The organism is Nocardia flavorosea NBRC 108225 (assembly GCF_001613385.1).
Taxonomy (GTDB): domain Bacteria; phylum Actinomycetota; class Actinomycetes; order Mycobacteriales; family Mycobacteriaceae; genus Nocardia; species Nocardia flavorosea.
In genome coordinates this window covers 109,164-135,128 of record NZ_BDCG01000009.1, presented here as the reverse complement: position 1 = coordinate 135,128, position 25,965 = coordinate 109,164, and the positions used below count along the sequence as shown (strand labels likewise).

General features: G+C 68.7%; 21 protein-coding genes and 1 riboswitch. Of the genes, 15 read left to right on the top strand and 6 right to left on the bottom strand.

All coding sequences use genetic code 11. The annotated features are described in order from the left end of the window. The first annotated feature begins 35 nt into the window (after positions 1-35). The 9 genes from coaBC to NFL01S_RS10765 all read left to right on the top strand — a co-directional run bounded on the left by coaBC (position 36) and on the right by NFL01S_RS10765 (position 12,122). On the top strand, positions 36-1,277 hold the full coding sequence (coaBC, locus tag NFL01S_RS10805) for a bifunctional phosphopantothenoylcysteine decarboxylase/phosphopantothenate--cysteine ligase CoaBC (RefSeq protein ID WP_062974021.1): 1,242 nt from the start codon (positions 36-38) through the stop codon (positions 1,275-1,277). A gap of 332 nt (positions 1,278-1,609) precedes the next feature. Further along, positions 1,610-2,821 carry a methionine adenosyltransferase gene (metK, locus tag NFL01S_RS10800; RefSeq protein WP_033241622.1) on the top strand — a complete coding sequence of 404 codons (1,212 nt, stop codon included), beginning with the start codon at positions 1,610-1,612 and terminating at the stop codon, positions 2,819-2,821. Positions 2,822-2,974: 153 nt separating this feature from the next. Beyond that, entirely contained in the window at positions 2,975-5,809 is a 2,835-nt protein-coding gene (locus NFL01S_RS36850; protein ID WP_371851811.1) for a primosomal protein N' family DNA-binding protein, read from the top strand. 128 nt (positions 5,810-5,937) lie between these two features. Further along, the gene (locus NFL01S_RS10790) at positions 5,938-6,606 is read left to right on the top strand and encodes a PadR family transcriptional regulator (protein WP_062974019.1); all 669 of its coding nucleotides are present in this window, start codon (positions 5,938-5,940) and stop codon (positions 6,604-6,606) included. Between the two features lie 62 nt (positions 6,607-6,668). Continuing rightward, entirely contained in the window at positions 6,669-7,682 is a 1,014-nt protein-coding gene (locus tag NFL01S_RS10785) for a lipase family alpha/beta hydrolase (protein ID WP_371851807.1), read from the top strand. Between the two features lie 223 nt (positions 7,683-7,905). Continuing rightward, positions 7,906-8,448, top strand: a complete 543-nt coding sequence (gene def, locus NFL01S_RS10780) for a peptide deformylase (RefSeq protein WP_062974017.1) — start codon at positions 7,906-7,908, stop codon at positions 8,446-8,448. Beyond that, complete coding sequence (fmt, locus tag NFL01S_RS10775; protein ID WP_062974015.1) at positions 8,448-9,368, top strand: methionyl-tRNA formyltransferase; 921 nt, start codon at positions 8,448-8,450, stop codon at positions 9,366-9,368. Before def ends, fmt begins: the two co-directional genes overlap by 1 nt. Positions 9,369-10,390: 1,022 nt before the next feature. Then, the gene (locus NFL01S_RS36285; RefSeq protein ID WP_062974195.1) at positions 10,391-11,695 is read left to right on the top strand and encodes an RsmB/NOP family class I SAM-dependent RNA methyltransferase; all 1,305 of its coding nucleotides are present in this window, start codon (positions 10,391-10,393) and stop codon (positions 11,693-11,695) included. A gap of 73 nt (positions 11,696-11,768) precedes the next feature. Continuing rightward, positions 11,769-12,122, top strand: coding sequence for an MmcQ/YjbR family DNA-binding protein (locus NFL01S_RS10765; protein WP_062974013.1), 354 nt, complete (start codon positions 11,769-11,771; stop codon positions 12,120-12,122). A gap of 12 nt (positions 12,123-12,134) precedes the next feature. Here the strand turns inward: NFL01S_RS10765 and NFL01S_RS10760 are convergent, their stop codons facing one another. From NFL01S_RS10760 to NFL01S_RS10750, 3 genes are all read right to left on the bottom strand, one after another. After that, a complete protein-coding gene (locus tag NFL01S_RS10760) occupies positions 12,135-14,300 on the bottom strand; it encodes a molybdopterin oxidoreductase family protein (protein WP_062974011.1) in 2,166 nt (721 codons plus the stop codon). Between the two features lie 113 nt (positions 14,301-14,413). Further along, the gene (locus NFL01S_RS10755; protein WP_062974193.1) at positions 14,414-15,187 is read right to left on the bottom strand and encodes a SigB/SigF/SigG family RNA polymerase sigma factor; all 774 of its coding nucleotides are present in this window, start codon (positions 15,185-15,187) and stop codon (positions 14,414-14,416) included. Between the two features lie 161 nt (positions 15,188-15,348). Next, entirely contained in the window at positions 15,349-15,771 is a 423-nt protein-coding gene (locus NFL01S_RS10750) for an ATP-binding protein (protein ID WP_062974009.1), read from the bottom strand. Positions 15,772-15,958: 187 nt separating this feature from the next. Between NFL01S_RS10750 and rpe the strand changes: the two genes are divergently transcribed. Next, a complete protein-coding gene (gene rpe, locus NFL01S_RS10745) occupies positions 15,959-16,630 on the top strand; it encodes a ribulose-phosphate 3-epimerase (RefSeq protein WP_062974191.1) in 672 nt (223 codons plus the stop codon). 308 nt (positions 16,631-16,938) lie between these two features. Here rpe and NFL01S_RS10735 read toward each other — a convergent pair whose 3' ends face one another. Further along, a complete protein-coding gene (locus tag NFL01S_RS10735) occupies positions 16,939-17,400 on the bottom strand; it encodes a hypothetical protein (protein ID WP_062974005.1) in 462 nt (153 codons plus the stop codon). 674 nt (positions 17,401-18,074) lie between these two features. Between NFL01S_RS10735 and NFL01S_RS10730 the strand changes: the two genes are divergently transcribed. The 4 genes from NFL01S_RS10730 (at position 18,075) to NFL01S_RS10715 (ending at position 21,024) form a co-directional block, all read left to right on the top strand. Further along, positions 18,075-18,695, top strand: coding sequence for a riboflavin synthase (locus tag NFL01S_RS10730; protein ID WP_062974003.1), 621 nt, complete (start codon positions 18,075-18,077; stop codon positions 18,693-18,695). 78 nt (positions 18,696-18,773) lie between these two features. After that, positions 18,774-20,018: a bifunctional 3,4-dihydroxy-2-butanone-4-phosphate synthase/GTP cyclohydrolase II gene (locus NFL01S_RS10725; RefSeq protein WP_062974001.1), complete on the top strand. Its 1,245-nt coding sequence runs from the start codon at positions 18,774-18,776 to the stop codon at positions 20,016-20,018. 28 nt (positions 20,019-20,046) lie between these two features. Further along, positions 20,047-20,526, top strand: a complete 480-nt coding sequence (gene ribH, locus NFL01S_RS10720) for a 6,7-dimethyl-8-ribityllumazine synthase (RefSeq protein ID WP_062973999.1) — start codon at positions 20,047-20,049, stop codon at positions 20,524-20,526. Between the two features lie 3 nt (positions 20,527-20,529). Continuing rightward, positions 20,530-21,024, top strand: a complete 495-nt coding sequence (locus NFL01S_RS10715; protein ID WP_084492583.1) for a PH domain-containing protein — start codon at positions 20,530-20,532, stop codon at positions 21,022-21,024. A gap of 111 nt (positions 21,025-21,135) precedes the next feature. Here NFL01S_RS10715 and NFL01S_RS10710 read toward each other — a convergent pair whose 3' ends face one another. Both NFL01S_RS10710 and NFL01S_RS10705 read right to left on the bottom strand, forming a co-directional pair. After that, a complete protein-coding gene (locus tag NFL01S_RS10710; protein WP_062974188.1) occupies positions 21,136-21,450 on the bottom strand; it encodes a DMT family transporter in 315 nt (104 codons plus the stop codon). Positions 21,451-21,465: 15 nt separating this feature from the next. Further along, positions 21,466-21,532, bottom strand: a riboswitch (guanidine-III (ykkC-III) riboswitch). A gap of 121 nt (positions 21,533-21,653) precedes the next feature. Further along, positions 21,654-23,606, bottom strand: a complete 1,953-nt coding sequence (locus NFL01S_RS10705) for a gamma-glutamyltransferase family protein (protein WP_062973997.1) — start codon at positions 23,604-23,606, stop codon at positions 21,654-21,656. A 234-nt stretch (positions 23,607-23,840) separates the two neighbouring features. Here NFL01S_RS10705 and uvrC point away from each other — a divergent pair, with 234 nt between their 5' ends. Continuing rightward, positions 23,841-25,883, top strand: coding sequence for an excinuclease ABC subunit UvrC (gene uvrC / locus NFL01S_RS10700; protein WP_062973995.1), 2,043 nt, complete (start codon positions 23,841-23,843; stop codon positions 25,881-25,883). Positions 25,884-25,965 lie beyond the last annotated feature (82 nt).

Sequence of the window (25,965 nt, the reverse complement as noted above, 5' to 3'; positions counted from 1 at the left end):
CCCGGGCGAACGGCCGATAGGGCAGGAGGCGCGCGATGGCGCGGGTAGTTGTCGGGGTGGGCGGCGGTATCGCCGCGTACAAGGCGTGCGCACTGGTACGGCGGTTCACCGAAACCGGCCACAGCGTGCGAGTGATCCCCACCGAGGCGGCGTTGCAGTTCGTCGGCAAGGCGACCTTCGAGGCGCTGTCCGGGCATCCGGTACACACCGGGGTGTTCGCCGACGTGCCCGAGGTCCCGCATGTGCGGTTGGGGCAGGAGGCCGAACTGGTGGTGATCGCCCCCGCCACCGCCGATCTGATGGCGCGCGCGGCGCAGGGCCGCGCCGACGACCTGCTGACCGCGACCCTGCTCACCGCCCGATGTCCCGTGCTGTTCGCGCCCGCCATGCATACCGAGATGTGGGAGCATGCGGCGACCGTGGCGAACGTGGCCGCGTTGCGCGCGCACGGTGCGACGGTGATGGAACCCGCGTCGGGCCGGCTCACCGGTAGCGATACCGGTCCGGGCCGCCTACCTGAACCCGAGGAGGTCTTCGGGTTGGCGTCGCTGCTGCTGGAACGCGCCGACGCCGTACCGCGGGACCTGGCCGGTAAACGGGTCGTGATCACCGCGGGTGGCACCCGCGAACCGCTGGACCCGGTGCGTTTCCTGGGTAACCGCAGCTCCGGTAAACAGGGTTATGCGCTGGCCCGGGTTGCCGCACAGCGGGGCGCCCAGGTGACGTTGATCGCCGGGAACACCATCGAAATGGCACCGCCCGCTGCTGTGGAGCTGGTGCACATCACGACTGCCGATCAGCTCAAGACCGCCGTCGACAAGCACGCCGTGGGGGCGGATGCGGTGATCATGGCCGCTGCCGTTGCCGATTTCCGGCCTGCTTCGGTGGCCGGTGCCAAGATCAAGAAGGGTAAGGACGAACCCGACAGCATTGCGCTGTCGCGGACCGAGGATATTCTCGCGGGCCTGGTCCAGGCACGTCGCGAGGGTCAGCTACCCGGTACCGCCATCGTCGGATTCGCGGCCGAAACCGGCGACGAGGACGGCGATGTGATCACCTACGCCCGGGCCAAGCTCGCCCGGAAGGGCTGTGACCTGCTGGTCGTCAATGCCGTGGGGGACGGTAAGGCATTCGAAGTGGACACCAACGACGGCTGGCTACTCGGCGCCGACGGCAGCGAGCAGGCCCTCGATCACGGCTCCAAGGCGCTGCTGGCCAGCCGCGTTCTCGACGCCCTGGGGCCGCTGCTGCGCGAACAGGCCGGGTCCGGCGCCTAACCACGCGAAAACCCGGTGCCGGCAAGAGCACCCTGATAAGTGCCGCGGACCCCGCCGCTCTCGATCGGGCCGGTCGGTGATTCGACTCATCGCGATCCGAACTCTTGCCGCGTGTAATCGGCGGACTGTACTGGTTGTCCGGGTCGATCCGGCGGGAATCCGCCGTGACTGTTCCGGCGGACGGGCCCCGGACCGGAAACCCGTCCGGTGTGGTGTCCGGAACCACAAACCGGCCCCGCGTTCTAATAGTCTGGTAGTCCAGGGTCACGACCGGAGCCGTGCGCTACGGTCCATATCCGGGACACGAGTAACCGTTGAGGAAGAGGGAAACTGTGCGCACGTCCGGTAGCCGGCTATTCACCAGTGAGTCCGTGACCGAGGGTCACCCGGACAAGATCTGCGATGCCATCAGCGATTCCATCCTCGACTCCATGCTCGCCCAGGATCCGACCAGCCGGGTCGCCGTGGAAACCCTCGTGACCACCGGTCAGGTGCATGTCGCGGGCGAGGTCACCACCGAGGCGTACGCCGATATCCCGCATATCGTCCGGGAGAAGATCCTGGAGATCGGATACGACTCCTCGGCAAAAGGTTTCGACGGCAACTCCTGCGGTGTCAATGTCGCGATCGGCGCCCAGTCACCCGATATCGCCCAGGGCGTCGACACCTCGCACGAGGCGCGGGTGGGCGGTTCCGGTGACGAGATCGAGCAGCAGGGCGCCGGCGATCAGGGCCTGATGTTCGGTTACGCCAACACCGACACTCCGGAGCTGATGCCGCTGCCGATCGCCCTGGCGCACCGGTTGTCCCGCAAGCTCACCGAGGTCCGCAAGACCGGTGTGCTGCCGTATCTGCGGCCCGACGGCAAAACCCAGGTCACCATCGAATACGAGGGCGATCGCGCGGTCCGGCTGGATACCGTTGTCGTCTCCACCCAGCATGCCGCCGATATCGATCTGGACAACCTGCTGGCGCCCGATATCCGCGAGAAGGTCGTCGAGGCGGTGCTGGCCGATATCGCCATCCCCGATCTGGACATCTCCGATATCCGGCTGCTGGTGAACCCCACCGGTAAGTTCGTTCTCGGCGGCCCGATGGGCGATGCGGGGCTCACCGGCCGCAAGATCATCGTCGACACCTACGGCGGGATGGCCCGCCACGGTGGTGGTGCATTCTCGGGTAAGGACCCCTCCAAGGTCGACCGTTCGGCCGCCTACGCCATGCGCTGGGTCGCCAAGAACGTGGTCGCCGCCGGTCTGGCCGAGAAGGTCGAAGTGCAGGTGGCGTACGCGATCGGGAAGGCGGCCCCCGTCGGCCTGTTCGTGGAGACCTTCGGCACCGAGAAGACCGATCCGGCCCAGATCTCGGCCGCCATCACCGAGGTGTTCGATCTGCGTCCCGGCGCGATCATCCGTGATCTGGATCTGCTGCGCCCGATCTACGCGCCGACCGCGGCCTACGGGCATTTCGGGCGCACCGATATCGACCTGCCCTGGGAGCGTACGGATCGCGCGGAGAAACTGCGCGCCGCCGCTGGGCTGTAGTTCACGTTCCGCGTGCCGAAACCTGCCGCCGACACCCCCGGGGACATCGAGTCGCCGGGGGTGTCGGCTGCTTCGGGAGAACGCGGCGGTGCGCGGCGTTCCGAGAAATCTCCTCGTCCCGACCGGCCACCGGTATCGCATCCGATCGCCCGGGTGCTGCCCCTGCTCACCCCGGCTCATCTCGACCGCGATTTCGATTATCTGGTGCCGCCGGAGCTGGACGAGATCGCCCGGCCCGGGGTCCGCGTCCGGGTGCGTTTCGCCGGGCGGCTGGTGGACGGCTATCTGTTGTCCCGGCATACCGAGACCGATCATCCCGGCAAGCTGGTGCGGCTGGAACGGGTGGTGTCGGCGGAACAGGTACTCACCCCGGAAATTCTCCGGCTCGCCACGACCGTTGCCGCGCGCTGCGCCGGAACCCGTGCCGATGTCCTGCGCTTGGCGATCCCGCCCCGGCACGCGCGTGTGGAGAACGGTGGCGCCGGTAAGAACGAATCGGTCGCGGCGGTACCGCCGCGTAGCGCCGGCGTGCCGGAGGTGACGGGACCGGCCACCAGGGAGACCGGGGACGTCTCGGTGGAACTGCCGTCTCCCGGAAAAGCAGGCGCGGGTGGGTTGTTGGGCCCGTCGGCGCCATTCGCGTCGGAACCGGATCACCATGACTCCGATCACACAGCGGACGGGGTCGATCATGCGGCGACCGGGGTCGAGCCGCTACCGGCCGGCGACAGCCCGCATCCGACGTCGAACGAGACCCGGCCTCCACCGGATGGTGGCTCACCCCCAGCCGGTGGCGATCATGTTCCGGCCGGAACGGAGCCGACTCGGGCGGCCGACGGGCGGGCGTCGGATGATGCCGCACAGATGTCCATCGGTGGACACCTACCGTCCGTGGGAGAACCGGAATCGTCCGGGGGCGAGCAAGCGCCGGTCGACGACCAGCGGGTCTCGGACGGCGCCGAGCCGAGGTTGGACGGTGCCGATCGGATGCGGGCCACAGCGGTGGGTGCCGCCGCCGCAGAGCGTGCGAGCCGGAGAGCCGACCCTGACCGGCTACAGATCCGTAGTGGCCGAGACGACGGCGGTGATCGAGGGGCGGTGCCCGGTCGGCACCGCGACGGCGGCGCGCCGAGCGTTTCGCAAGTCCGGCCTGCGGGACAGTGCGATGTGGGCGCCACCCACAATCCTTCGGGAAAGGCAAACGCAGGTTCTGGTGATCCACTGGCCGGGGCCGCTTCGACGGAGGCCCCGGGTGCGGCGGGCGCGGTCCCTGGCAACGTTCAGGAGGCCGGTGGGGGAGCGCCGGGGCGTGAACCAACGGCTGCCGATACGGAGGCCGGCGCCGGGACCGTTCCGGCCGGCGTCGACCTCGCGGCCTGGCGGCGGTACCAGCACGGGGAATCGTTTCTCACCGCACTCGCCGGGCACAAAGGTGCGCGCGCGGCATGGCAGGCGCTACCGGGTGAGGATTGGGCGCGCCGGCTGGCCGAACTGGCGGCCGTCGTGGTGGCCGGTGGCCGCAGCGCGATCCTGATGGTTCCCGACCAGCGCGACCTGGACCGGGTGCTGCGCGAATGTGAATCCCTGGTCGGGGATTCGGCGGTCGGGCTTTCGGCGGGACTGGGCCCGGCGGCACGATATCGGCGCTGGCTGGCCGTTCTGCGTGGGACCGCGCGGGTCGTGATCGGTACTCGCAGCGCCGTTTTCGCACCGGCCGCGGACCTGGGGCTCATTGCGATCTGGGACGACGGTGACGACACCTACGCCGAACCGCGGTCCCCGTACCCGCACGCCCGGGAGGTGTCGATGCTGCGCGCGCACGACACCGGAGCGGCGTTCGTAGCCGCGGGTTTCGCGCGGACCGCCGAGGTGCAGGCGGTGGTGGAATCGGGCTGGGCACACGATCTGCTGGCCGACCGGGCCACGGTGCGGGCGGCCTCACCTCGGATCGGTGCGCCGGGAGATTCCGATGCGGCACTGGACCGCGATCCCATCGCGCGCGCGGTCCGGATTCCGGGCGCCGCCTTCGCCGCCGCGCGCCAGGCGCTCGCCGCGGGGGAGGGCGTGCTGGTGCAGGTCCCCCGCCGCGGGTATGTCCCGGCCCTGGCGTGCACCAAATGCCGCACCCCGGCGCGCTGCCGGCAGTGTGTGGGCCCGCTGTCGTTACCGGAAGGCGGTCCCGCGGACCCCGCCGCGCAGGTCGCGCACAGCCCGGTGTGCCGGTGGTGCGGGCGGACCGAGGCTGCTTTCCGCTGTCCCGGCTGTGGCGGGCGAGTGCTGCGCGCCGTGGTCATCGGCGCGGCCCGGACGGCGGAGGAACTGGGCCGCGCGTTTCCCGGGGTGCCGATCCGGGGATCGAGCGGTGCCACGATGCTCGACACCGTCGAACCGGGTCCGCAGGTCGTGGTGGCCACCGTCGGGGCCGAACCACTGCTACCCGGTGGTTACGGGGTCGGTCTGCTGCTGGACGGATGGGCGCTGCTGGGCCGTGCCGATCTCCGTGCCGCCGAGGACACCCTGCGCCGCTGGCTGGGCGCCGCAGCCCTGGTGAAACCCGCGGGCCGCGTAGTGGTGATGGCGGATCCGGGTGTGCCGACCGTGCAGGCGCTGCTGCGGTGGGATCCGGCGGGGCACGCGGCCGCCGAGCTCGGCCAGCGCACGGAGGTCGGGTTCCCGCCCGCGGTGCGGATGGCCGCGATCGACGGGACCCCCGATGCGGTCGCCGGACTTCTCGCGGTCACCGAGCTTCCGCCCGCCGCCGAGGTACTGGGTCCGGTGCCGCTGCCTGCCGGCGCGCGTAAACCGTCGGGCTCGCGCACCGATGACGACCGCGGTGCCCCGGTGGAGGTCGAGCGGGTGCTGTTACGTGTCCCTCGCCCGCAGGGGGGCGCGCTGGCTCGGGCGCTGACCGCGGCGCAGGCCGTCCGCAGCAGCCAGCGTGCGGAAACGTCGGCGCGTGTGCAGATCGACCCCTTGGACATCGGCTGAGGCAGACAGCCGGTTGCGGCGGTGATGGTCGGTGCGGTCACACCTATCGGCCGGGGGGGTTGCCGCGGATAGATTGCCGATATATCGTCGATGCTATGAAAACGGATCGAGTAGCTCAGGAGGCTGCAATGGAAGACATGGAGAACTCGGACTTTCGCAAGGAACGGCTCCGCTGGGCCCGGCGTCATCGTCCCGATATGGAACACGGTCCCGGCCGTGGCGGTTTCCGGCACGGTGGTCCACCCGGTTTCGGCGGTCCGGGCTTCGGTTCGGGCTTCGGGCCCGGTTTCGGCCCTGGTTTCGGTCCGGGCTTCGGCCGTGGACGGGGGCGGGGCGGCCGCGGGCGGCGCGGGGATGTACGGGCGGCGGTGCTGCTGCTGCTCACCGAACGCCCGATGCACGGCTACGAACTGATCCAGCAGATCCGGGAACGCAGCGAGGATCTGTGGCGCCCCAGCCCGGGATCTGTGTACCCCGCGCTGTCCCAGCTGGAAGACGAGGGCCTGATCACCATCGAGAAGGTCGCCGGCCGCAAAACCGCGCAACTGACCGAGACGGGCACCGCCTACGTCGCCGAACACCGGACCGAACTCGGTGATCCGTGGGCGGAGGTCAAGGAAGGCGCCGGCGCCCATACCAGCGATCTGCGTGCGCTGGTCCCACCGCTCATGGGCGCGATCGCGCAGGTCGCGGGCGCCGGCACCCCGGAACAGGTGGCCAAGGCGGCCGATGTGCTCACCGAGACACGCAAAGCGCTGTATCGCATCCTCGCCGGCGACGAGGACACCGCGAAGTAACGGGCTGATCAAGACCTCGGCCACCGGTTTTCCGTCGTGCCGGCAGGGTGGAAGATTATGTGGTGAAACGTTTTCTGTGGCCCGCCCGCCCGCGCGGCGGGTTCGGCAGGCGGGTGGCGACGGTGACCGTCGCACTGGCTGGGGCGGTGTTGCTCGGCACGGCCGTGGGCACCGCCCAGCCTGCCGGATACCTCCCCCCGGAGGTCCCCACAGAATGGGCGCCGCCGCAGGCAGACCATCTCGGCGCCGTGCTGTACATGAAGGATCATCCCGCCGCAGTACCACGGGGAGTCAACGATTTCGGATGTGTCCCGGACGCGGCCCATCCGCGTCCGGTGATTCTGGCCCACGGTACCGACGCGAGCGCTTACACCGATTGGTCGGCCATCGGTCCGCGCCTGGTCGACGAGGGGTTCTGCGTTTTCGCACTCAACTACGGCGGTAAACCCGGCGCGGTCAGCTTCGGCACCGAGGACATCGTGCTCAGCGCCCATCAGTTCGCCGCCTTCGTGGAGCAGGTCCGGTCCGCCACCCGGGCACCACAGGTGGATCTGCTGGGCTTCTCCCAGGGCGCCAATATGACCCGGTACTACATCAACAAGCTGGGGGGCGCGCCCGCCGTCGCCACCTGGGTCGGTCTTGCCTCCCCCACCTACGGCGGTGTCATGTACGGACTGGTGCCGGTGGCGCAGCAGATACCGGGCGCACTGACCGTGGCGGAGAAGACGATCTCGGTGGCGGCCGTGCAACAGGCGCAAGGGTCGCCGTTCATGCTGGACCTCAACGCCGGTGGCGATACCGTCCCCGGCGTACGGTACGTGACGATCGGCAGCCGGGTCGACGAGATGATCCAGCCGTTCGGCAATATCGCGCTGCGCGGGCCCGGGGCAGAGAACATCGTGGTGCAGGATCGCTGCCCAGCGGATCTCACCGGGCACTTCCACATGGTATACGACCCGTTCGTGGCCCAACTGGTGCTCGACGTACTCGACCCGGAGCATGCGCCGGAACCGGTCTGCATGCCGGTCGCGCTCGGCACCGGGATTCCCCAGGTGATCATCGGGGGAAATATCTGAGGGGCCGGCCCTCCACGGTGTTCCGGGCCGAGCGCTGTACACGCCGTTGTGCGGCATCGTCTCGCGGGGCCAGGCCCGGTCGGCTGTCTCGCTGATTCCGGTGCCGCGGCTGCGTACGGTGCGCGGTAGCTCACGGCGGGAAGACCCCGGACGTGCCGGTGGGTCCGTGGGGCGACCTAGAATGGATTCTTCCTGCCCTGTCTCATATCTCCGGGAGCCGACCTTGACCGTCCAGTCCGTCCGCCTGTTCGGCGATCCGATCCTGCGAGCCCGCGCGACCGAGGTCACCGAATTCGGCCCCGAACTGCGGCAGCTGGTGACCGACCTGACCGACACCATGTACGACGACGGTGGGGTGGGGATGGCCGCGCCGCAGATCGGAGTCGGACTGCGGGTCTTCGTCTACGACACCCGGGATGCCCGGGGCCACCTGATCAACCCGGTCTGGACCGCCCTCGACGACGAGGAACAGATCGGCCCGGAGGGCTGCCTGTCGATCCCCGGGGTCAACCACGACACCCGCCGGGCCATGCGGGTGCGCGCGAGCGGGGTCGATATGACCGGGGCAGTGGTCGAGTTCGAGGCCGAGGGGCTGCTGGCGCGCTGTGTCCAGCACGAAACCGATCACCTGGACGGCACGCTTTTCATCGATCGCCTCGATCCACCGGACCGTAAACAGGCCATGCGCACCATCCGTGAGTCCGACTGGTTCACGGCCGGTATCACCGTCCGGCCCAGTCGCGCGCTGGCCGAGCGGGACCGCTGATGCGAATCGTTTTCGCCGGTACTCCCGAACCGGCCGTACCGTCGCTGCGCCGGCTGATCGAATCGCGGCACGAGGTGATCGCCGTGGTCACCCGCCCGGACGCTGTTGCCGGTCGCGGGCGGAAATTGCAGCGCTCACCGGTCGGGCAGCTCGCCGACGAATACGGTATCCCGGTCCTGACACCGCGCAAACCCGCCGACCCCGAATTCGTCGAGGCACTCACGGAGCTCGCGCCGGATTGCTGCCCCGTGGTCGCCTACGGTGCGCTGCTGCCCGCGGAAATCCTCGATATTCCGCGCCACGGCTGGATCAACCTGCATTTCTCACTGCTTCCGGCATGGCGCGGCGCGGCTCCCGTACAGGCGGCGATCGCGGCGGGTGACGAGATCACCGGGGCCTCGACGTTCCGCATCGAAACAGGCCTGGACACCGGGCCGGTCTACGGTGTGGTGACCGAACGGATCGCCGTCACCGATACCGCCGCGGATCTGCTGGCCCGGCTGGCCGACAGCGGCGCGGCCCTGCTGGAACAGACACTGCACGGTGTGGAAGACGGGACGTTGCAGGCGATTCCGCAATCCACCGAAGGCGTGTCCTACGCGCCGAAGATCACGGTGGAGGCGGCGCAGGTGCGCTGGGATCAACCCGCCCTCGCGGTCGGCCGCACGATCCGGGCGGTGACGCCGCATCCCGGCGCCTGGACGACCGTGGCCGGTATCCGGCTCAAGTTGAGCCCCGTGGAACTGGTCGAGGAGGCACTGCCGGAACGGCAGATCGACGTACGTAAAACCGGCGTCTATATCGGCACCGCGACCACCGCGGTACGCCTGGACCGGGTGCAGCCGCAGGGTAAACGCATGATGGCGGCGCTCGACTGGGCGCGGGGCGCCCGCCTGCAACCCGGCGCGGTGGTCGAATGACCGGCTCCGCCGAGCGGCCACGCGGTTTCCGGCGCCACCCCGAATCCACGGACGGCGGGGCCGGTGGTATGGATCGCGATTCGGGCGCAGACCGCGGCGCGACCGGGCCGGGGCCACGTCACGCCCCCGATTCCCGCTCGCAGGACCGCGCCGGTACCGGTCGCGATCGCCCGGGTTCCTCGGATACGCCGAGCGATGGACACGCCGGCAGGCGGGTGAAGGGTACGGAGCCCGGTGGTTCCTACCGGAACGGAACCGGTCGAAACGCCGAAGGCAGCGGCCGCCGGGGCGATTCCCCGGCAGAAGAGCGGCGGACGGGACGTGACAGCGCGACCGGTGACCGCCGTAAAGACTTCGGGCACAGCGGGAGAACATCGCGCTCGGGCGGGGAACGGGGTGACGGCCCTGGGCGTCGTGAACAGCAGGGCCGCCCGGCCGGCTCCGCGGCGGAAAAGCGACCGTGGCGCGATCGTCCCGGAGGATCCGCGAAGGGCGACCGCCGGAGAGATGCCGAACCCGGCGGGAAGTCATCGGGTTCCGGTGGGAAACGGTCCGGCTACCGGGGCGAGGGTCCGGCCCGTCGCGAAAAACAAGAGCGCGGGGCGGATTCGGGCGGCCGCCCGGCCGACCGGCTCGCACCGGCACGCGGCGGGCGGCCGGATCCGCGGCAGCGCAGCGACTTCGGTGAGGGCCGAGCGGACCGGACGAGGCCGGGTCGCGCGAACAGTGGTCGCGAAGGCGGCCCGCATTCGAGCGAACGCCGGGATACGGGCGCAGGCCGGCGTGGAGGAGCGGAACGCGGCCCCGGTGGCCGGCGCCGCGGCAGCTCCGGGGCCGTCGAAGGCGGCGACAGGCGCAGCACGAACGGGCCGGGCCGGCGCGAGGACGAACACCGGCGTTCGGATAACGGATCCGCGACGTCCGGCGCCGGTAAGCGGTCCGGTACCGACCGGACACGTGCCGGGCGTGGCGAATCTGCGGGGCGGCCGAAACGGGTCAAGGATCCGGCGCGCACCGTCGCGCTGGAAACCCTGCGCGCCGTCCGGGAGCGGGATGCCTATGCCAACCTGGTGCTCCCGGCGTTCCTGCGCGAATATTCCGTGCAGGGCCGCGATGCCGCTCTGGCCACCGAACTGGGGTACGGCGCGTGCCGCAGCCTCGGCATTCTCGACGCGGTGATCGCCGAATGCGCCGGCCGCGAGGTCGCGGATATCGACGGTCCGCTGCTGGACGTCCTGCGACTCGGCACCTATCAATTGCTGCGCACTCGTGTCGAAGCGCATGCCGCCGTGCACACTGCGGTGGAATTGGCCCGTGCCGATTCGGGTGCGAGCCGTGCCGGATTCGTCAACGCCGTATTGCGCCGGGTCACCGAACGCTCACCGGACGACTGGGTGGCGCGGCTCGCCCCGCCGGACCCGGTCGGCAGGCTGGCTTTCGAATATGCGCATCCGGAATGGATCGCCCAGGCCTTCGCCGACGCGCTCGGCCCCGATGCGGGTGAACTACGTGATCTGCTCGCCGCCGACGACGCCCGCCCCGTAGTGCATCTGGTGGCCCGTCCGGGTGATATCACCGCCGAGGAACTCGCTCTCGTCACCGGTGGTGAGGAAGGCCGATGGTCCCCGTACGCGGTGTATCTGGAGGGCGGCGACCCGGGATCGCTGGAACCGGTCCGCGAGGGGATGGCGGCGGTACAGGACGAGGGCAGTCAGCTCGTGGCACTCGCGCTCACCCGCGCATCGCTGCACGGCCCGGATACCGGGCGCTGGCTCGATCTGTGCGCGGGGCCGGGCGGTAAAACCGCGCTGCTGGGTGCGCTCGCCGGTATCGACGGCTACCGGGTGGATGCGGTGGAACCGGCCGCGCATCGTGCCGAAATGGTGCGTTCGGCGACCCGGGACATGCCGGTCGAGGTGCATATCGCCGACGGCCGCGACAGCGGTCTGCCCACCGGTTACGACCGGATCCTCGTCGACGCCCCGTGCACCGGACTGGGCGCCCTGCGCCGCCGGCCGGAGGCCCGCTGGCGGCGCACCCCGGGAGATGTCGCGGAGCTGGTGGCGCTACAACGGGAACTGATGGCGGCGGCCTGGGAACTGCTGCGACCCGGCGGCGTCCTCGTCTACTCGACCTGCTCCCCACACCTACCCGAAACCGTTGCGGTGGTGGCGGATACGGTGCGCCGTACCGGGGCCGAACAGTTGGACGCCCGCGAGCTGCTGCCCGGCGTCACCGGGCTCGGCGCCGGACCGGCGGTGCAGTTGTGGCCGCACCGGCACGGCACCGACGCGATGTTCGTGGCCGCGCTGCGCAAACCGCAATAGCGCGGCAGCCGGGCTCGCGCGTAGGCGACGGATTTCCAAGCCTGCCGACACCGGCCCAGGCAGACTCGGGGGTATGAGCCTCACCTGGGAGAACGTGGTCGGAATCGCCACCGAACTGCCGGAGGTCGCGGAATCGACCTCCTATCGGACCCCGGCGCTGAAGGTATCGGGCAAACGTTTCGCTCGTTTGCGCACGGAGGCCGAGGGCGGTCTTGCGCTGCGCTGTGAGATGACGGAGAAACAAGCCCTGCTGGCCTCCGGCGATCCGGCCTTCTACACCACGCCGCACTACGACGGATATCCCTACATCCTCATCGACCTGGAGCGCGTCGACACCGGGCAATTGCGGGAACTGCTCGACGCCGCGTGGTGGCTCGTCGCTCCCGCGAAGCTGCGCAGAACCAGGGATCGGGCAACCGGTGGATAGCTGGACGAGGTATCAGCCGGCGGTGGCCGCCGCTTTTCCGGCCGGTTCGATCCGCACCCAGGTGCTGTTCACCGCAGCGGTCCCCGAGATACGGTCCACCTGCTCCGGATCGTGCAGCAGGTTGACATTCGCGCCCGGTAGCGAGGCCGCCACGGTCCAGCCGACGCCCGGTTCGTTATGACCCCAGCCGTGCGGGATGGCCACTGTCCCGGGCCGGATATCGGCGCTGACCTCCACCGGTACCGCGATGGCGCCGGTGGGTGAACTCACTGTCGCCTGGTCGCCGTCGGCCAGGCCGCGTGCGGCGGCATCGGCGGGATGCATCAGCGCGGTGCAGCGGTCGCGGCCTTTCACCATCGACGGGACATTGTGCAGCCACGAATTGTTACTGCGCAGATGGCGGCGGCCGATCAGACGCAGGTCGAAACCTTCGCCGCGTGCGGAATCGGCGTCGGCGAGCAACCGGCGGGCTTCGGCGACGAAGGTTGCCGGGGCGAGCTGTACCTTCCGGTCAGCGGTCGCGATGAGGGACGGCAGGCGGGGACGCAGCGGGCCGAGATCGATTCCGCCGCGGGCCGCGCGGACTTTCGCCAGGGTGACGCCGCGGCGGCCCCGGCGGAGTACACCGTGCGGCCCGACCGCGATCCCCAAGGCTGCCGCGCGCACCGGGCTGAATCGGGCGAATACCGCGTTGAGGGCCCGGCCGGTCAGCGAACGCGCAGGCAGCGGCAGGATCTCCGTGGTCAGCCGGGCCATGATCTCCCAGTCCTCGAGACCGTCCGCCGGTGCGTCGACCGCCCGCGCGTTGTAGCGAATGTTGTTGTGCACGCTGAACATGGTCAGCAGAATGTCGAGATCCTCACGTTCCAGCGGCGATACCGGCGGCAGGATGATATCGGCGTGGCGGGTGGTTTCGGTGATGTACATATCCACGGCCACGTAGAAATCCAGGGAACTCAGCGCCTTGTCCAGCTGCCCGCGCTGCGGGGTGGACAGTACCGGGTTTCCGGCATAGGTGATCATGGCGCGGATCTGTTCCGGCCCCTCGTCCAGGATCTCGGAAGCCAAGGCGGCCACGGGCAGTTCGAAGCGGAACGATTTGTACTTGCCCGAGCGGTCGGTCCAGGCGCCGTGGAACGGCGGCATCCGCCGCGCCAGCGGCAGCAGGTCCACCGCGGGGGTGGCATACATCTGGCCACCGGGCCGGTCGAGGTTTCCGGTGACCGCGTTGATGGCGTTGACCAGCCAGTGGGTGATCGTCCCGGTGAGAGTCTGGCAGACCCCGATCCGGGCGTACATCACCGCCGATTTCGCCGCGGCGTGTTCGCGGGCCAGTCGCCGGATGACCGCGGGGTCGACGCCCGCGTACGGTGCGGCCTCCTCGGGAGAGAACCCGGAGACCAGCTGCCGCAACGTATCCGAGCCGGCGCACTGCGTGCGGAGAGCGGTCCGGTCGTACAGATCCTCGGTGAGCAGCACGTGCAGGACGGCCAGCAACAGGTACGGGTCGCCGCCCGGCAATACGGCCAGATGTTCGTCGGCCAGCCGCGCGGTTTCGGTCCGCCGTGGGTCGATCACCACGACCTTGCCGCCGCGGGCCCGTACCTCCTTGATCCGGTTCTTGGCGCCCGGCATGGTGGTCACCGAACCGTTGGACACCGCCGGGTTGGCGCCGATGATCACCAGCCGATCGGTGCGGTCGATATCGGCGATGGGCATCAGGAAATTCGAGCCGTACATTTGCCAGGCCACGAACTCCTGGGGGAACTGATCGATCGAGGAAGCGGTGTAGAGGTTGCGGGTCATCAGGCCGGCCCGCAACGCCATGGCGTACATGATCGCCGAATTGTGCGCTGCCGGATTACCGAGGTACATGCCGACCGCATGGGGGCCGTGGTCGCGCCGCACCTGCCGCAGCCGGGCGCCGACCTCGCGGAACGCCTCATCCCAGCCGATCGCCTCGAAGCGGCCACCCACCCGCCGCATCGGAGTACGTAACCGGTCCGGATCGTCGTGGAGGCCCGCCATCGCCGTCGCCTTGGGACAGATGTACCCCTTGGACAGCACATCCTCGGGGTTGCCTTCGATCCTGGTGACGGCCGAATCCTCGACGGTTACCAGGATCCCGCAGTGGGCCTCACACAGGGTGCATTGCCGGGCGACGGTTTCTGTGGTCATGGCCTCACCTTGTGAATGGTTCGTTGAGATAATTACCCACTCGATCTCTCACAGATGAGGGTAGACCGATCGGCGAACCGGACACAACAGTCACTGGAAACGAACCGGTGCGTCTACTCCCGCGACGACTGTTCCCGAAGCCGGGCCAGGGTTTTCGTGAGGATACGTGACACGTGCATCTGCGATATCCCCATCTGCTGGGCGATCTGCGTCTGGGTCATCGATTCGAAGAATCGCATGGTCAGGATCCGGCGTTCCCGCTCCGGGAGGCCCGCCAGCAACGGCCTGATCGCCACATACTCCTCGACCCGGTCGAACTGCGCTTCCTCCTCGCCGAGCGTGTCCAGCAGTGACGCATCGGTATCGCGGCCGACCGATGCCGCATCGATCGATGTCGGCTGGTAGGCGTTGCCGGCGATCACCGCCTGCGTTACTTCGTCGGGATCCACATCGAGTTCGGCCGCGATCTCCTTGGCCGTCGGTGACCGGCCCAGCGACTGCGACAGTGCATCCACCGCCGCCCCGATACGCAGATGGGTTTCTTTCACCCGGCGCGGCACCCGCATCGCCCAGGTGTTGTCCCGGAAATACCGGCGCACCTCGCCCATGATCGTCGGCACCGCGAACGACAGGAAATTCGAACCGCGCGATACATCGAAACGATCCACCGCGTGCACCAGCCCGACCCGGGCCACCTGCGTCAGATCGTCGAACGGCTCGCCGCGGCCACTGAACTTACGGGCGATATGGTCGGCGAGCGGGATACAGCGCCCGATCAGCTCGTTACGGAGCGTGGCATGCTGGGCCGATTCCGGTTCCGCGGCCGCGAGCTGGGTGAACAGGTCGGCGACATCGTCGTACCCGCCGGCCTTACCCGAATCCGCCAGTTCCGCCTCGGTCTCGGAATCGGCGTCCGGGGCCGATGCCGCCTCCGCAGCCGACCGGGCCTCCGCCGCCGGCGCGGTATCGGTGCCCCCGCCGGAATCGGGTTCCGGACCATGAGTATCGGGCGTGCCGGTAGGAGGGTCGAGCGGCTTGTCCTGTTCGGTCACGCTTTCCCCCGGACCCGACGGAACTCGACCGCTGTCGGAAATCCGGAAACCTGCTGGTCGAAGGGCTCTTGCCGGGCGTCCACCGAATCGGTCAGGGTACGCAGCACATGCCAGCCGAAACTGCGTGAATCGGGCAGACCCTCCCGTGCCGCGACCCCGGTGACCCGCACCCGCAGATCGGTCTCGCCGATGGTGAATACACACAGCAGGCTGGTATCGGGTGCCGCCAGGCCGATCAGCGTCGAACAGGCCTCGTCCACCGCGAGCCGGATATCGGCGACCTCGTCCAAGGTGAAATCGCTGAGCAGGACCAGAGTTTCGGCGAGACCGCGCACGATCGGCAGCTGCGTCACCGATGCCGCCACTCGAATCTCCACCGGGGAGCCGTGAATCCCCTCTTCCGCCGAAGTATTGATCACTCTGGCAGGTTACTGGGTTTGCGGCGCATCGGCGCGCCCGGGGTTTGGCGTCCGCTGGGCCGGCGAATTGCCGCAGCCCGATCCGGCACGTCGGCGCGGTCGGGCGCATTCGGCGGCATCGCCGGACCGCACTAGACTGCGCCGCGTGACTGCGTCCGAGCCCACTTTCACCCGTCCGGCGGCCCCGATGATCGCCCCATCCATCCTGTCCGCGGATTTTGCGCGGCTGGCCGATGAGGCGCAGGCGGTGGCGAGTGCCGACTGGCTACACGTCGATGTGATGGACGCGCATTTCGTTCCGAACCTGACCCTGGGTCTCCCGGTGGTGCAGAGCCTGCTGAAGGCCACCGATATTCCGCTGGACTGCCATCTGATGATCGAGGATCCGGCGCGGTGGGCGCCGCCCTACGCGGAGGCCGGCGCCTACAACGTGACCTTCCACGCCGAGGCAACCGACGATCCGGTGGCGGTGGCCCGCGATATCCGGGCGGCCGGGGCGAAGGCCGGACTGTCGGTGAAACCGAATACGCCGATCGAGCCGTACCTGGAGATTCTTCGCGATTTCGACACCCTGCTGGTGATGAGCGTCGAGCCGGGGTTCGGCGGCCAGTCGTTCATTTCCGCAGTACTGGACAAGGCGAAGACCGTGCGGCGGCTGGTCGACGCGGGGGAGTTGCGGCTGGTGGTGGAGATCGACGGCGGGATCAACGCCGACACCATCGAACAGGCCGCCTCGGCCGGGATCGACTGTTTCGTTGCGGGATCGGCCGTGTACAACACTGCCGACCCGGGCGCGACCGTGGAGAAACTGCGCGGTCGGGCGGCCGCGGCGCGGTCCCCGCATCACGCCGCACGCTGACGCCGCTTACCGGACCGGCCCGGCGGTCGCCGATGCCTTCCGCGGTGGCGGTCGGCTCCGTCGGCCCGCGCGACCGCGATCCGCTGATCGTGGTCGCCGCTCTCCGAGACGACCGAACGGAGATCAGCTCCAGTGGTGACGATCGGTCGACGGGTGGGCGAATCCACGACCAGAGCTACGGCCCTCGGCGGTCGAGTCCGGCCCGGTACGGATTCGGCGGAGGTCGCTGTCCGGCGACTGCACCGCCGGATCTCGAACCGCAGCGGTATGGCGGCGGCGAACTCCACCCGGACCGGAGCCGGTCGCGCTCAGAAAGGGTGGGGACCGCTCGCGCAGACCGCGTCGATCACCGCCTGCTGCGGGGGCCGGGTGCCGTAGGTATCCGGTCCGGCCACCCATAGCCGGTAGCCGCTGGCCTCGTCCTCGGCGGAAGGCAGCACGATCTGGCTGCCGGTGCCGGCGACCGTGGTGTATCGGCGGAACAGTTCGGCCGCGGCGGCGGCCGGGAATTCGTCGTGCCGGGTGGGACCGGTGAGGAATGTCCATCGCCCGGCTCTGGGGTGTGCGAAAACCGGTCCGGCCGACCCGGCGGCCCGGAGTCGCTGCAGTACCGGTTCGCCGAGTTCGGTGGGCATGGTCACCGCACCGTAGGCGGCACCGATATGCAGCAGGATGCGTTGCGATACGGGATCGACCACGGCCGGCAGCAGATCCCGCTCCCGGTATCGCCGGCAGTGCAGTTCGAGGGCGGACTCGGTGAATGTGGTCATAACGCTCGGGCTTCCTCGAGTGATGGACGTGCCTGACTGGGCGCGGTTTTCCGGGGCGGGGCACCGCACGGATCTGCCCGGTGCTGTTACCGCGGGATCCGGTGCCCGGACAACACTGTCGCCGGGGTGAGGGGGACCGGATCGCCGGTCCGCGGCCGGATGTTCCGGCCGCGTTGTGGTGATTCGATCCGGTTGTTCGTGAAGGCTTGTGGCGCACGGTCTTCCGCGGCGGTGGCCGTCATCGGTGAATATCGTGCCCGGCCGCGCCGCGGGGTGGTCGAGGGCGGTGGGCCGATCACCTCACCATATTGCGTCGGCCGGTGTGAGCGCGCAAATCGAGGAACATTTCCGGTTTCGATGCGGTCTCGGCCGGGAAAAGGTGAACGGCCGGAAACCGGTCCGGACCGGATAGATGCTTGTTGGAAGGCTTACGAACCCCGGGGTGAAAACTGTGATGGCAGTCATTCAACCGAAATATTTCCGGCTGGGGGCGAGGGAACCGGCTCGACCGTGCCGCACCGGTATGCGATCGGAGCAACCGTGTTCCGGCGAGTGGGCGGCCGTGGTTCGCGGATGCGGGCGCCAACTAGTCTGGTCGTGGACGGCGAACTGGGAATATTCGGTACCGCTGGCGCCGTTCCGTAGGCGGAACACCGATGCGAACGGGAGAAGGCATGTTCACAGGCATTGTCGAGGAGCTGGGTGAGATCGTCGCCTGCGAACAGCTGACCGATGCGGCCCGGCTGACCATCCGCGGCAAACTGGTCACCTCCGATGCCGGGCACGGCGATTCCATAGCGGTCAACGGTGTGTGCCTCACCGTGGTCGATGTCATCGACGATGTGTTCACCGTCGACGTGATGGGCGAAACCCTGCGCCGGTCGAGTATCGGCGGGCTCGGCGCCGGCGCGCAGGTCAATCTCGAGCGGGCCGCCGCCGTGAACAGCCGCCTCGGCGGCCATATCGTGCAGGGGCACGTGGACGGCACCGGCACCATCCTGACCCGTACGCCCGGCGAGAACTGGGAGGTCGTCCGGATCTCGCTGCCCGACGCGATCGCCAAGTATGTGGTGGAGAAGGGCTCCATCACGGTGAACGGTATTTCGCTCACCGTGTCCGGGCTCGGCCGCGCCGGAACACCGGCCGCCGACGGCGCCCGCGACTGGTTCGAGGTTTCCCTCATTCCGACCACCCTGAGCCTCACCGATCTCGGCTCCGCCGCCGCCGGGACCGTGGTGAACCTGGAAGTCGATGTGATCGCGAAGTACGTCGAGCGCCTCCATCAGCGCGGTTGATACTTCCGGCCGCGCCCGGAAGGGCCGGACGGACCCAGTAGTGTGATCAGCGACCAATCGAGATGGAGCATTGCAGACGTGACCAGGTTCGACAGCATCGAGCGCGCCGTCGCCGATATCGCGGCCGGTAAACCGGTCGTCGTGGTCGACGACGAGGACCGGGAGAACGAGGGCGACCTCATCTTCGCCGCCGAGAAAGCCACCCCGGAGCTCGTGGCGTTCATGATCCGGTACACGTCGGGGTATATCTGCGTACCGCTCACCGGTGACGACTGCGACCGTCTCGGCCTGCCGCCGATGTACGCGGTGAACCAGGACAAGCACGGGACCGCCTATACCGTCTCCGTCGACGCCAAGGAAGGCGTGACCACCGGTATCTCCGGCGCCGACCGCGCGACCACCATCCGGCTGCTCGCCGACGGCGATGCCAAACCCAACGATTTCACCCGGCCGGGGCATGTGGTGCCGCTGCGGGCCAAGGACGGCGGGGTGCTGCGGCGTCCCGGTCACACCGAGGCCGCGGTGGATCTGGCTCGGATGGCGGGGCTGCGGCCGGCGGGCGTGATCTGCGAGATCGTCAGCCAGAAGGAAGACGGGCATATGGCCCGCACCGATGAGTTGCGCGTTTTCGCCGACGAACACGAACTGGCGTTGATCTCCATCGCGGAGATGATCTCGTGGCGCCGTAAGCACGAGAAGCATGTCGTGCGGGTGGCGCAGGCGCGGATCCCGACCCTGCACGGTGAGTTCACCGCGGTCGGTTACCAGAGCATCTACGACGATGTCGAACATGTGGCGCTGGTGCGCGGCGATATCGGCGACGGCGAGGATGTCCTGGTCCGGGTGCATTCGGAATGCCTCACCGGCGATGTGTTCGGTTCGCTGCGCTGCGACTGCGGCCCGCAACTGGACGCGGCCATGGAAATGGTGGCCGCCGAGGGGCGCGGCGTGGTGCTGTACATGCGCGGGCACGAGGGCCGGGGAATCGGCCTGATGCATAAGCTGCAGGCCTATCAGCTGCAGGATTCGGGGCACGATACGGTCGACGCCAATATCGAACTCGGGCTACCGGCCGATGCCCGCGATTACGGCACCGGCGCGCAGATCCTGGTCGATCTGGGCCTGCGGTCGATGCGGCTGCTCACGAACAACCCGGCGAAACGGGTCGGACTCGACGGTTACGGACTGCGCATCACCGAACGTGTACCGATGCCGGTGCGGGCCAATGCCGAGAACCTGCGCTATCTGCGCACCAAACGTGACCGGATGGGTCACGACCTGGTGGGTCTGGACGATCTGGACCTGGGGGAGACAGCACAATGACCGTAGCCGGATCGAAAGGCGGAAACCGATGAGCGGCACCGGCGTACCGGAGTTCGCGCTCGCCGACGCGCAGGGGTTGCGCCTGGCCATTGTCGCCTCGCGCTGGCATACCGAGATCTGCGACACCCTGGTGGCCAATGCCGAGCGGGTGGCCGCGGACGCGGGCGTCCGGCACACCACCGTCGCGCGGTGCGCCGGCGCGATGGAATTGCCGGTACTGGCGCAGGAGCTGGCCCGCACTCATGACGCGGTCGTCGCGCTCGGTGTGGTCATCCGCGGCGATACTCCGCATTTCGAGTACGTCTGCGATGCGGTGACCGCCGGCTTGACCCGCGTCTCGCTGGACGAGAGCACTCCGGTCGCCAACGGTGTACTCACCACGAACAACGAACAGCAGGCCCTGGACCGGGCGGGGTTGCCCGACTCGGTGGAGAACAAAGGCGAGCAGGCGGCCGCGGCTGCGCTGGATGCCGCCCTGACCCTGCGCGGGCTGCGCGCGGCGGGCTGATCGATGCCGGTGGTGCAGATTCTGCGGCGGGGTATGCGCCCGGGCGTAGAACGGCCGTCCGAGTGGGAGTTCGAGGTGCGCCCGCGTAAAGCGCGCCGGACCGCTTTTATCGTGGCCGGCTGCCTGGTGGTGGTGTTCGTCCTGCTCGGGGTGTTCCTGCGGGTCGACTACACCGGAGTGAATTTCCGGGTCGTGGACCAGTTCGCGATGGCCTGTATCGGTATCTTCGGCGCCATCGCCGTACTGTTGCTGACCAGACCGCGTGTACTCGCCGGGGAACGCGGTGTCGTGGTACGTAATGTGCTGGGCGACAGCGAATTCGAATGGAAACATATCCGGGGTGTATCGTTCCCCGACCGTAAGTCGTGGGCCCGGCTGGAGCTGGTGAACGACGACTACGTCCCCATGCTGGCCATCCGCGCCAACGACGGTGAGCGTGCCGCCGCCGCCCTGGACCGGCTCCGCGAACTCGGTGCGAAGTACAACGACGCCGCCTGACCCGCGGCCGACCGGAACTACCCGACCCTTCCACGTCTCTGCTTCGGGCATGGATACGGCGAGTGCGGGGGGCTCCTTCGGCTTCGCGATGCCGATCGCGCGCTCGGTTGGTCAGTGGGCCAGCTTCAGTCCGACCACTCCGGCAATGATCATGGTCAGGAAGACCAACTTCCCGATCGTGACCGGCTCTTCTCCGGTGGCCATCGCGTAGATGACGGTGAGTACCGCTCCGATACCCACCCACACCGAGTAGGAGGTGCCCACCGGGAGATCGCGCATTGCGTAGGCGAGTCCGCCCATGCTGGCAACGAGTGCGACGACGAACAGGAGGGTGGGCGGCCATTTGGAGAAGCCCTCGGTTTTGCCGAGGGCGGTGGCCCATACCGCCTCCAGGACACCGGATACTACGAGAACGATCCACGACAATGCCATGACGACCTCCGTGGGTCGTCTTGTCGCACGCCGGGTACGACCCTCTCGTCCGGAAGCCCACATCATCGGGCTCTGAAACCAAAATCGCACATCCGCTATCGGTCGGCAACCTTTTCGCTGCGTTGGGCGAGGCACCTCACAGTTGCGGGTCCCGGGGATACGCAGACACCGAGCCCACGGCACGCCGTCCCGTGGAATCAGCGGGTATCGCCCAATACCTCGCCTTCGCGGCGCGGGTCCGCGCCGCCGATCCAATGGTTCTCGCCGTCGCGGCTCAGGACGCTGAGCCCGCTCGTCTGTGGCGCCACCGAAACCTGGTGCCCACGCTCGCGCAAAGCGGTGACGAGCGGGTCGTGGGCGCCGTCGTCACGGGTATCGATTGCGGGATGCTCACCGCCCACGCCGGTGGCCGGGGTGTTCGCGGCACCGAACGATACGGCGGAGACCGCCTGCTGCGGATCCAGGCCCCAATCCAACATGCCCACCAGGGTTTTCACCACGAACTGGATGATTACCGAACCCCCGGGTGAGCCGACCACATGAGTGAGGGTGCCGGGCCCGGGGCCTGGACCGGGTTCGAAGACCAGGGTCGGGCTCATGGAGCTGCGGGGGCGTTTACCCGGTTCGACTCGATTCGCCACCGGAACGCCGGCAGTATCGACCGGGTCGGCCGAGAAATCGGTGAGCTGGTTGTTCAGCAGGAACCCGTCGACCATGTGGAACGAGCCGAACGCCGATTCCACGGTGGTGGTCATGGCCGCGGCATTGCCGTAGGAATCGACCACCGAGATATGGCTGGTGCCGTGTTCGGGGGTCCGGGGCCCGGCTCCCAGCGTGGTGGGGCCGAAGTCGCCGGGCCGGGCGGTGCCCATGCTGCGGCCGGGATCGATGAGCCCGGCCCGCTCTCGCAGATACTCCGGGTCGACCAGGGTCTGCGGGGAATCGCCGGGCGGTGGAACATAATCCGGATCGGCGATGTATTTGTCCCGGTCGGCGTACGCAAGCCGTTCGGCCTCCGCGATCAGATGGACGGCCTCGGCGCGCGGGACTCCGCCGTTGTGGTCGACCCGTTCGGGCGGCAGGGCCGGGATATCGAAGTTCTCCAGTATGCCGAGGGTGGCCGCGACGGTGGTGCCGCCGGAGGAGGGCCCCGGCATTCCGCAGATCTCGTGTTCCCGGTAACCGGTGCACAGCGGTGTCCGCTTCACCGCTCGGTAGCCGGCCAGATCCGCGGCCGTCAGCGCGCCGGGAGTGCGGCCGCCGGTGCTCGCCGCGGTGGCGGCAACGATGTCCTGCGCGATGGGCCCGGAATAGAAGGCGTCGGCCCCCTCGGTGGCCAGCGTGCTCAAGGTTTTCGACAGCGCCGGATTGGTGAGTACCGTCCCGGCGGGTTTGGGGGAACCGTCCGGTTCGAGGAAGTATTCGGCGGCCGCCTGATCCCGGGCCAGCTCGGGGGCGGATTCGGCGATCTGCCCGGCCAGCCGCGGACTGATCTCGAACCCTTGATCGGCGAGGGCGACCGCGGGATCGAACAGTTCGCGCCAGGCGGTGTGCCCGTGCTCGGCATGCACCATCCCGAGCATGCGCACGACCCCCGGGATCCCGATGGAGCGCCCGCTGGCGCGAGCATCCGGCTGCGGTTCGGTGCGGTCGGTTTCGCTGATCCAGCGCAGATAGTTCTCCGTTGCCGCCGCCGGTGCGGTCTCCCGGCCGTCGTAGGCCTCGACGGTCGCGTTCTCCGCGTTGTAGTACAGCAGGAAGGCGCCACCGCCCAGTCCGGACGCCTGTGGTTCGGTGATTCCGAGCACGGTCTGTGCGGTGATCAGCGCATCCGCCGCGGTACCGCCGGCGCGCAGGACCCCGCAGGCGGCGCGGGTGGCGTGCGAATTGGCGGTGGATACGGCATAACCGGTGGTGCGTACGGCCGTCATATCCGACCGGTAGCCGGAGGCGATCTCGGGGTCGGTCGCGAGATCGCGGGTGGCCGGTACCGCCGAGCCGGTGCCGGGGGCGGCGGTGACGGCGGTGCCGTTGGGCACCGGCGTGCACGGGCCCGCGGTATCGCTCGCGGCGGAACATCCGCTGAGGGATGCGGCCACGAGCAGGCCCGTAATGGTCAGTGCGTACCGAATCCGTTGTACCGGGCGCATATTCCGAACTGTAGCCGTCCGGTACGACCGTTGGCGGCGGAACCACCGAGCGGGTCGCACCATCGCGTACCGATCGTCCGCGCGCCGATACGTGTCGCCGCGGCGGAGCGTGGCCGGATCTCCGCACTCTCGACGGCCGGTGCGGCGGGCCCAGGGTGGCGATCCCCGGTCGGGAAGCCTCCGGCGGTCCGGTCGGGCGGAAGCCTGTCCGACGTCGCTACTAACCTTGGACCCGTGGCAGATCCCGCGACGTACCGGCCGCAGCCGGGCAGTATTCCGCTCGAACCCGGTGTCTACAAATTCCGTGACTCCTACGGGCAGGTCGTCTACGTCGGTAAGGCGAAAAGTCTGCGTAATCGGCTCAACTCGTATTTCGCCGATGTGGCCGCGTTGCATCCGCGGACGCGGCAGATGGTCACCACCGCCGCGAGTGTGGAATGGACCGTGGTTTCCACCGAGGTGGAAGCGCTGCAGCTGGAATACAACTGGATCAAGGAATTCGATCCACGATTCAACGTCCGTTACCGCGACGACAAATCCTATCCGGTGCTGGCCGTCACCCTGAACGAGGAATATCCGCGGCTGTTCGTTTATCGGGGTGCACGGAGGAAAGGGGTCCGCTATTTCGGGCCCTACGCCCATGCGTGGGCGATCCGGGAGACCCTCGATTTGCTGCTCCGGGTTTTTCCGGCCCGTACCTGCTCGGCCGGGGTGTTCAAACGGCACGGGCAGATCGGCCGGCCCTGTCTGCTCGGTTATATCGACAAATGTTCGGCGCCGTGTGTGGACCGGGTCTCGGCGGACGAGCATCGGCGTATCGTCGACGATTTCTGCGATTTCCTGGCCGGGCGTACCGACCGGATGGTCAAGGAATTGGAACGCCGGATGCACGCCGCGTCCGAGGACCTCGATTTCGAAACCGCGGCCCGGCTCCGCGACGATGTGCAGGCCCTGCGCCGGGCGCTGGAAAAACAGGCCGTGGTGCTGGGCGACGGTACCGACGCCGATGTGATCGCTTTCGCCGGCGACGATCTGGAGGTCGCGGTGCAGGTCTTCCATGTGCGCGCCGGCCGGGTGCGCGGCCAGCGCGGCTGGGTGGTGGACAAATCCGGCGACGCGGCAGACACCCCGGACCAGGGGGGAGAGTTGGCCGCGCTGGTGGAACAGTTCCTCACCCAGTTCTACGGTGAGCAGGCCGCGGTCGCTGCGCAGACCGCCGGGGACCAGACGGCGGCGGTCGTCCCGCGGGAGGTCCTGGTACCGGAACTACCCGCCGATGTCGACGAGGTCCAGCGCTGGCTGTCGCAACTACGGGGCGGCGCCGTACAGGTCCGGGTACCGCAGCGTGGTGACAAGAAGGCCCTCGCCGATACCGTCGCTCGCAATGCCACCGAGGCGCTCGCGCAGCACAAACTCCGCCGGGCCGGCGATCTGACCTCGCGTTCGGTGGCACTGCAGGATATCCAGGACGCCCTCGACCTCGATACCGCGCCGCTGCGGATCGAATGCGTCGATATCAGTCATGTACAGGGCACCGATGTGGTGGCCTCGCTGGTGGTGTTCGAGGACGGGCTGCCCAAGAAATCCGATTACCGCCACTATGCGATCCGGGAGGCGGCCGGCGGGGGCCGGTCCGATGATGTCGCGAGTATCGCGGAGGTCACCCGGCGCCGGTTCCTGCGGTTGCGCCGGGAACGCGATGCCACCGAACAGGCCGATCTCGCCGGGACGGCCGAGGTGCCGCAGTTCGAGAGCGCGCCCGGAGCCGAAGACCTCGCGGAGGAGGAGATCACCACCCGTCCCGGAATCGATCCGAAGACGGGCCGCCCCCGGAAGTTCGCTTATCCGCCGAATCTGTACGTCGTCGACGGTGGGGCACCGCAGGTCGCGGCCGCGGCAGAGGTGCTCGACGAGCTCGGGATCACCGATGTCGCGGTGGTGGGGCTGGCGAAACGGCTGGAAGAGGTCTGGGTGCCGGGCGAACCCGACCCGGTGATCCTGCCGCGCACCAGTGAGGCGCTCTACCTGCTGCAACGTGTACGTGATGAAGCGCACCGCTTCGCCATCACCTTCCATCGCAGTAAACGATCCCGGCGGATGACGGCCTCCGCGCTGGATTCGGTGCGCGGGCTCGGCGCGGCCCGTCGTACCGCGCTGGTCACGCATTTCGGGTCGGTCGCCCGGCTGAAAGAGGCGACCGTGGAGGAGATCATCGAGGTGCCCGGTATCGGCCGGGCCACCGCGGAGGCAGTACTGGCCGCCCTGCACGACCGATAGCCTCCGGCGCGGCGCACGGCGCAACAGCACGGTGACCGGTGCGGGTCACGTACGTTTGTTCCTGCGCCCCGCGGCGGTGTTG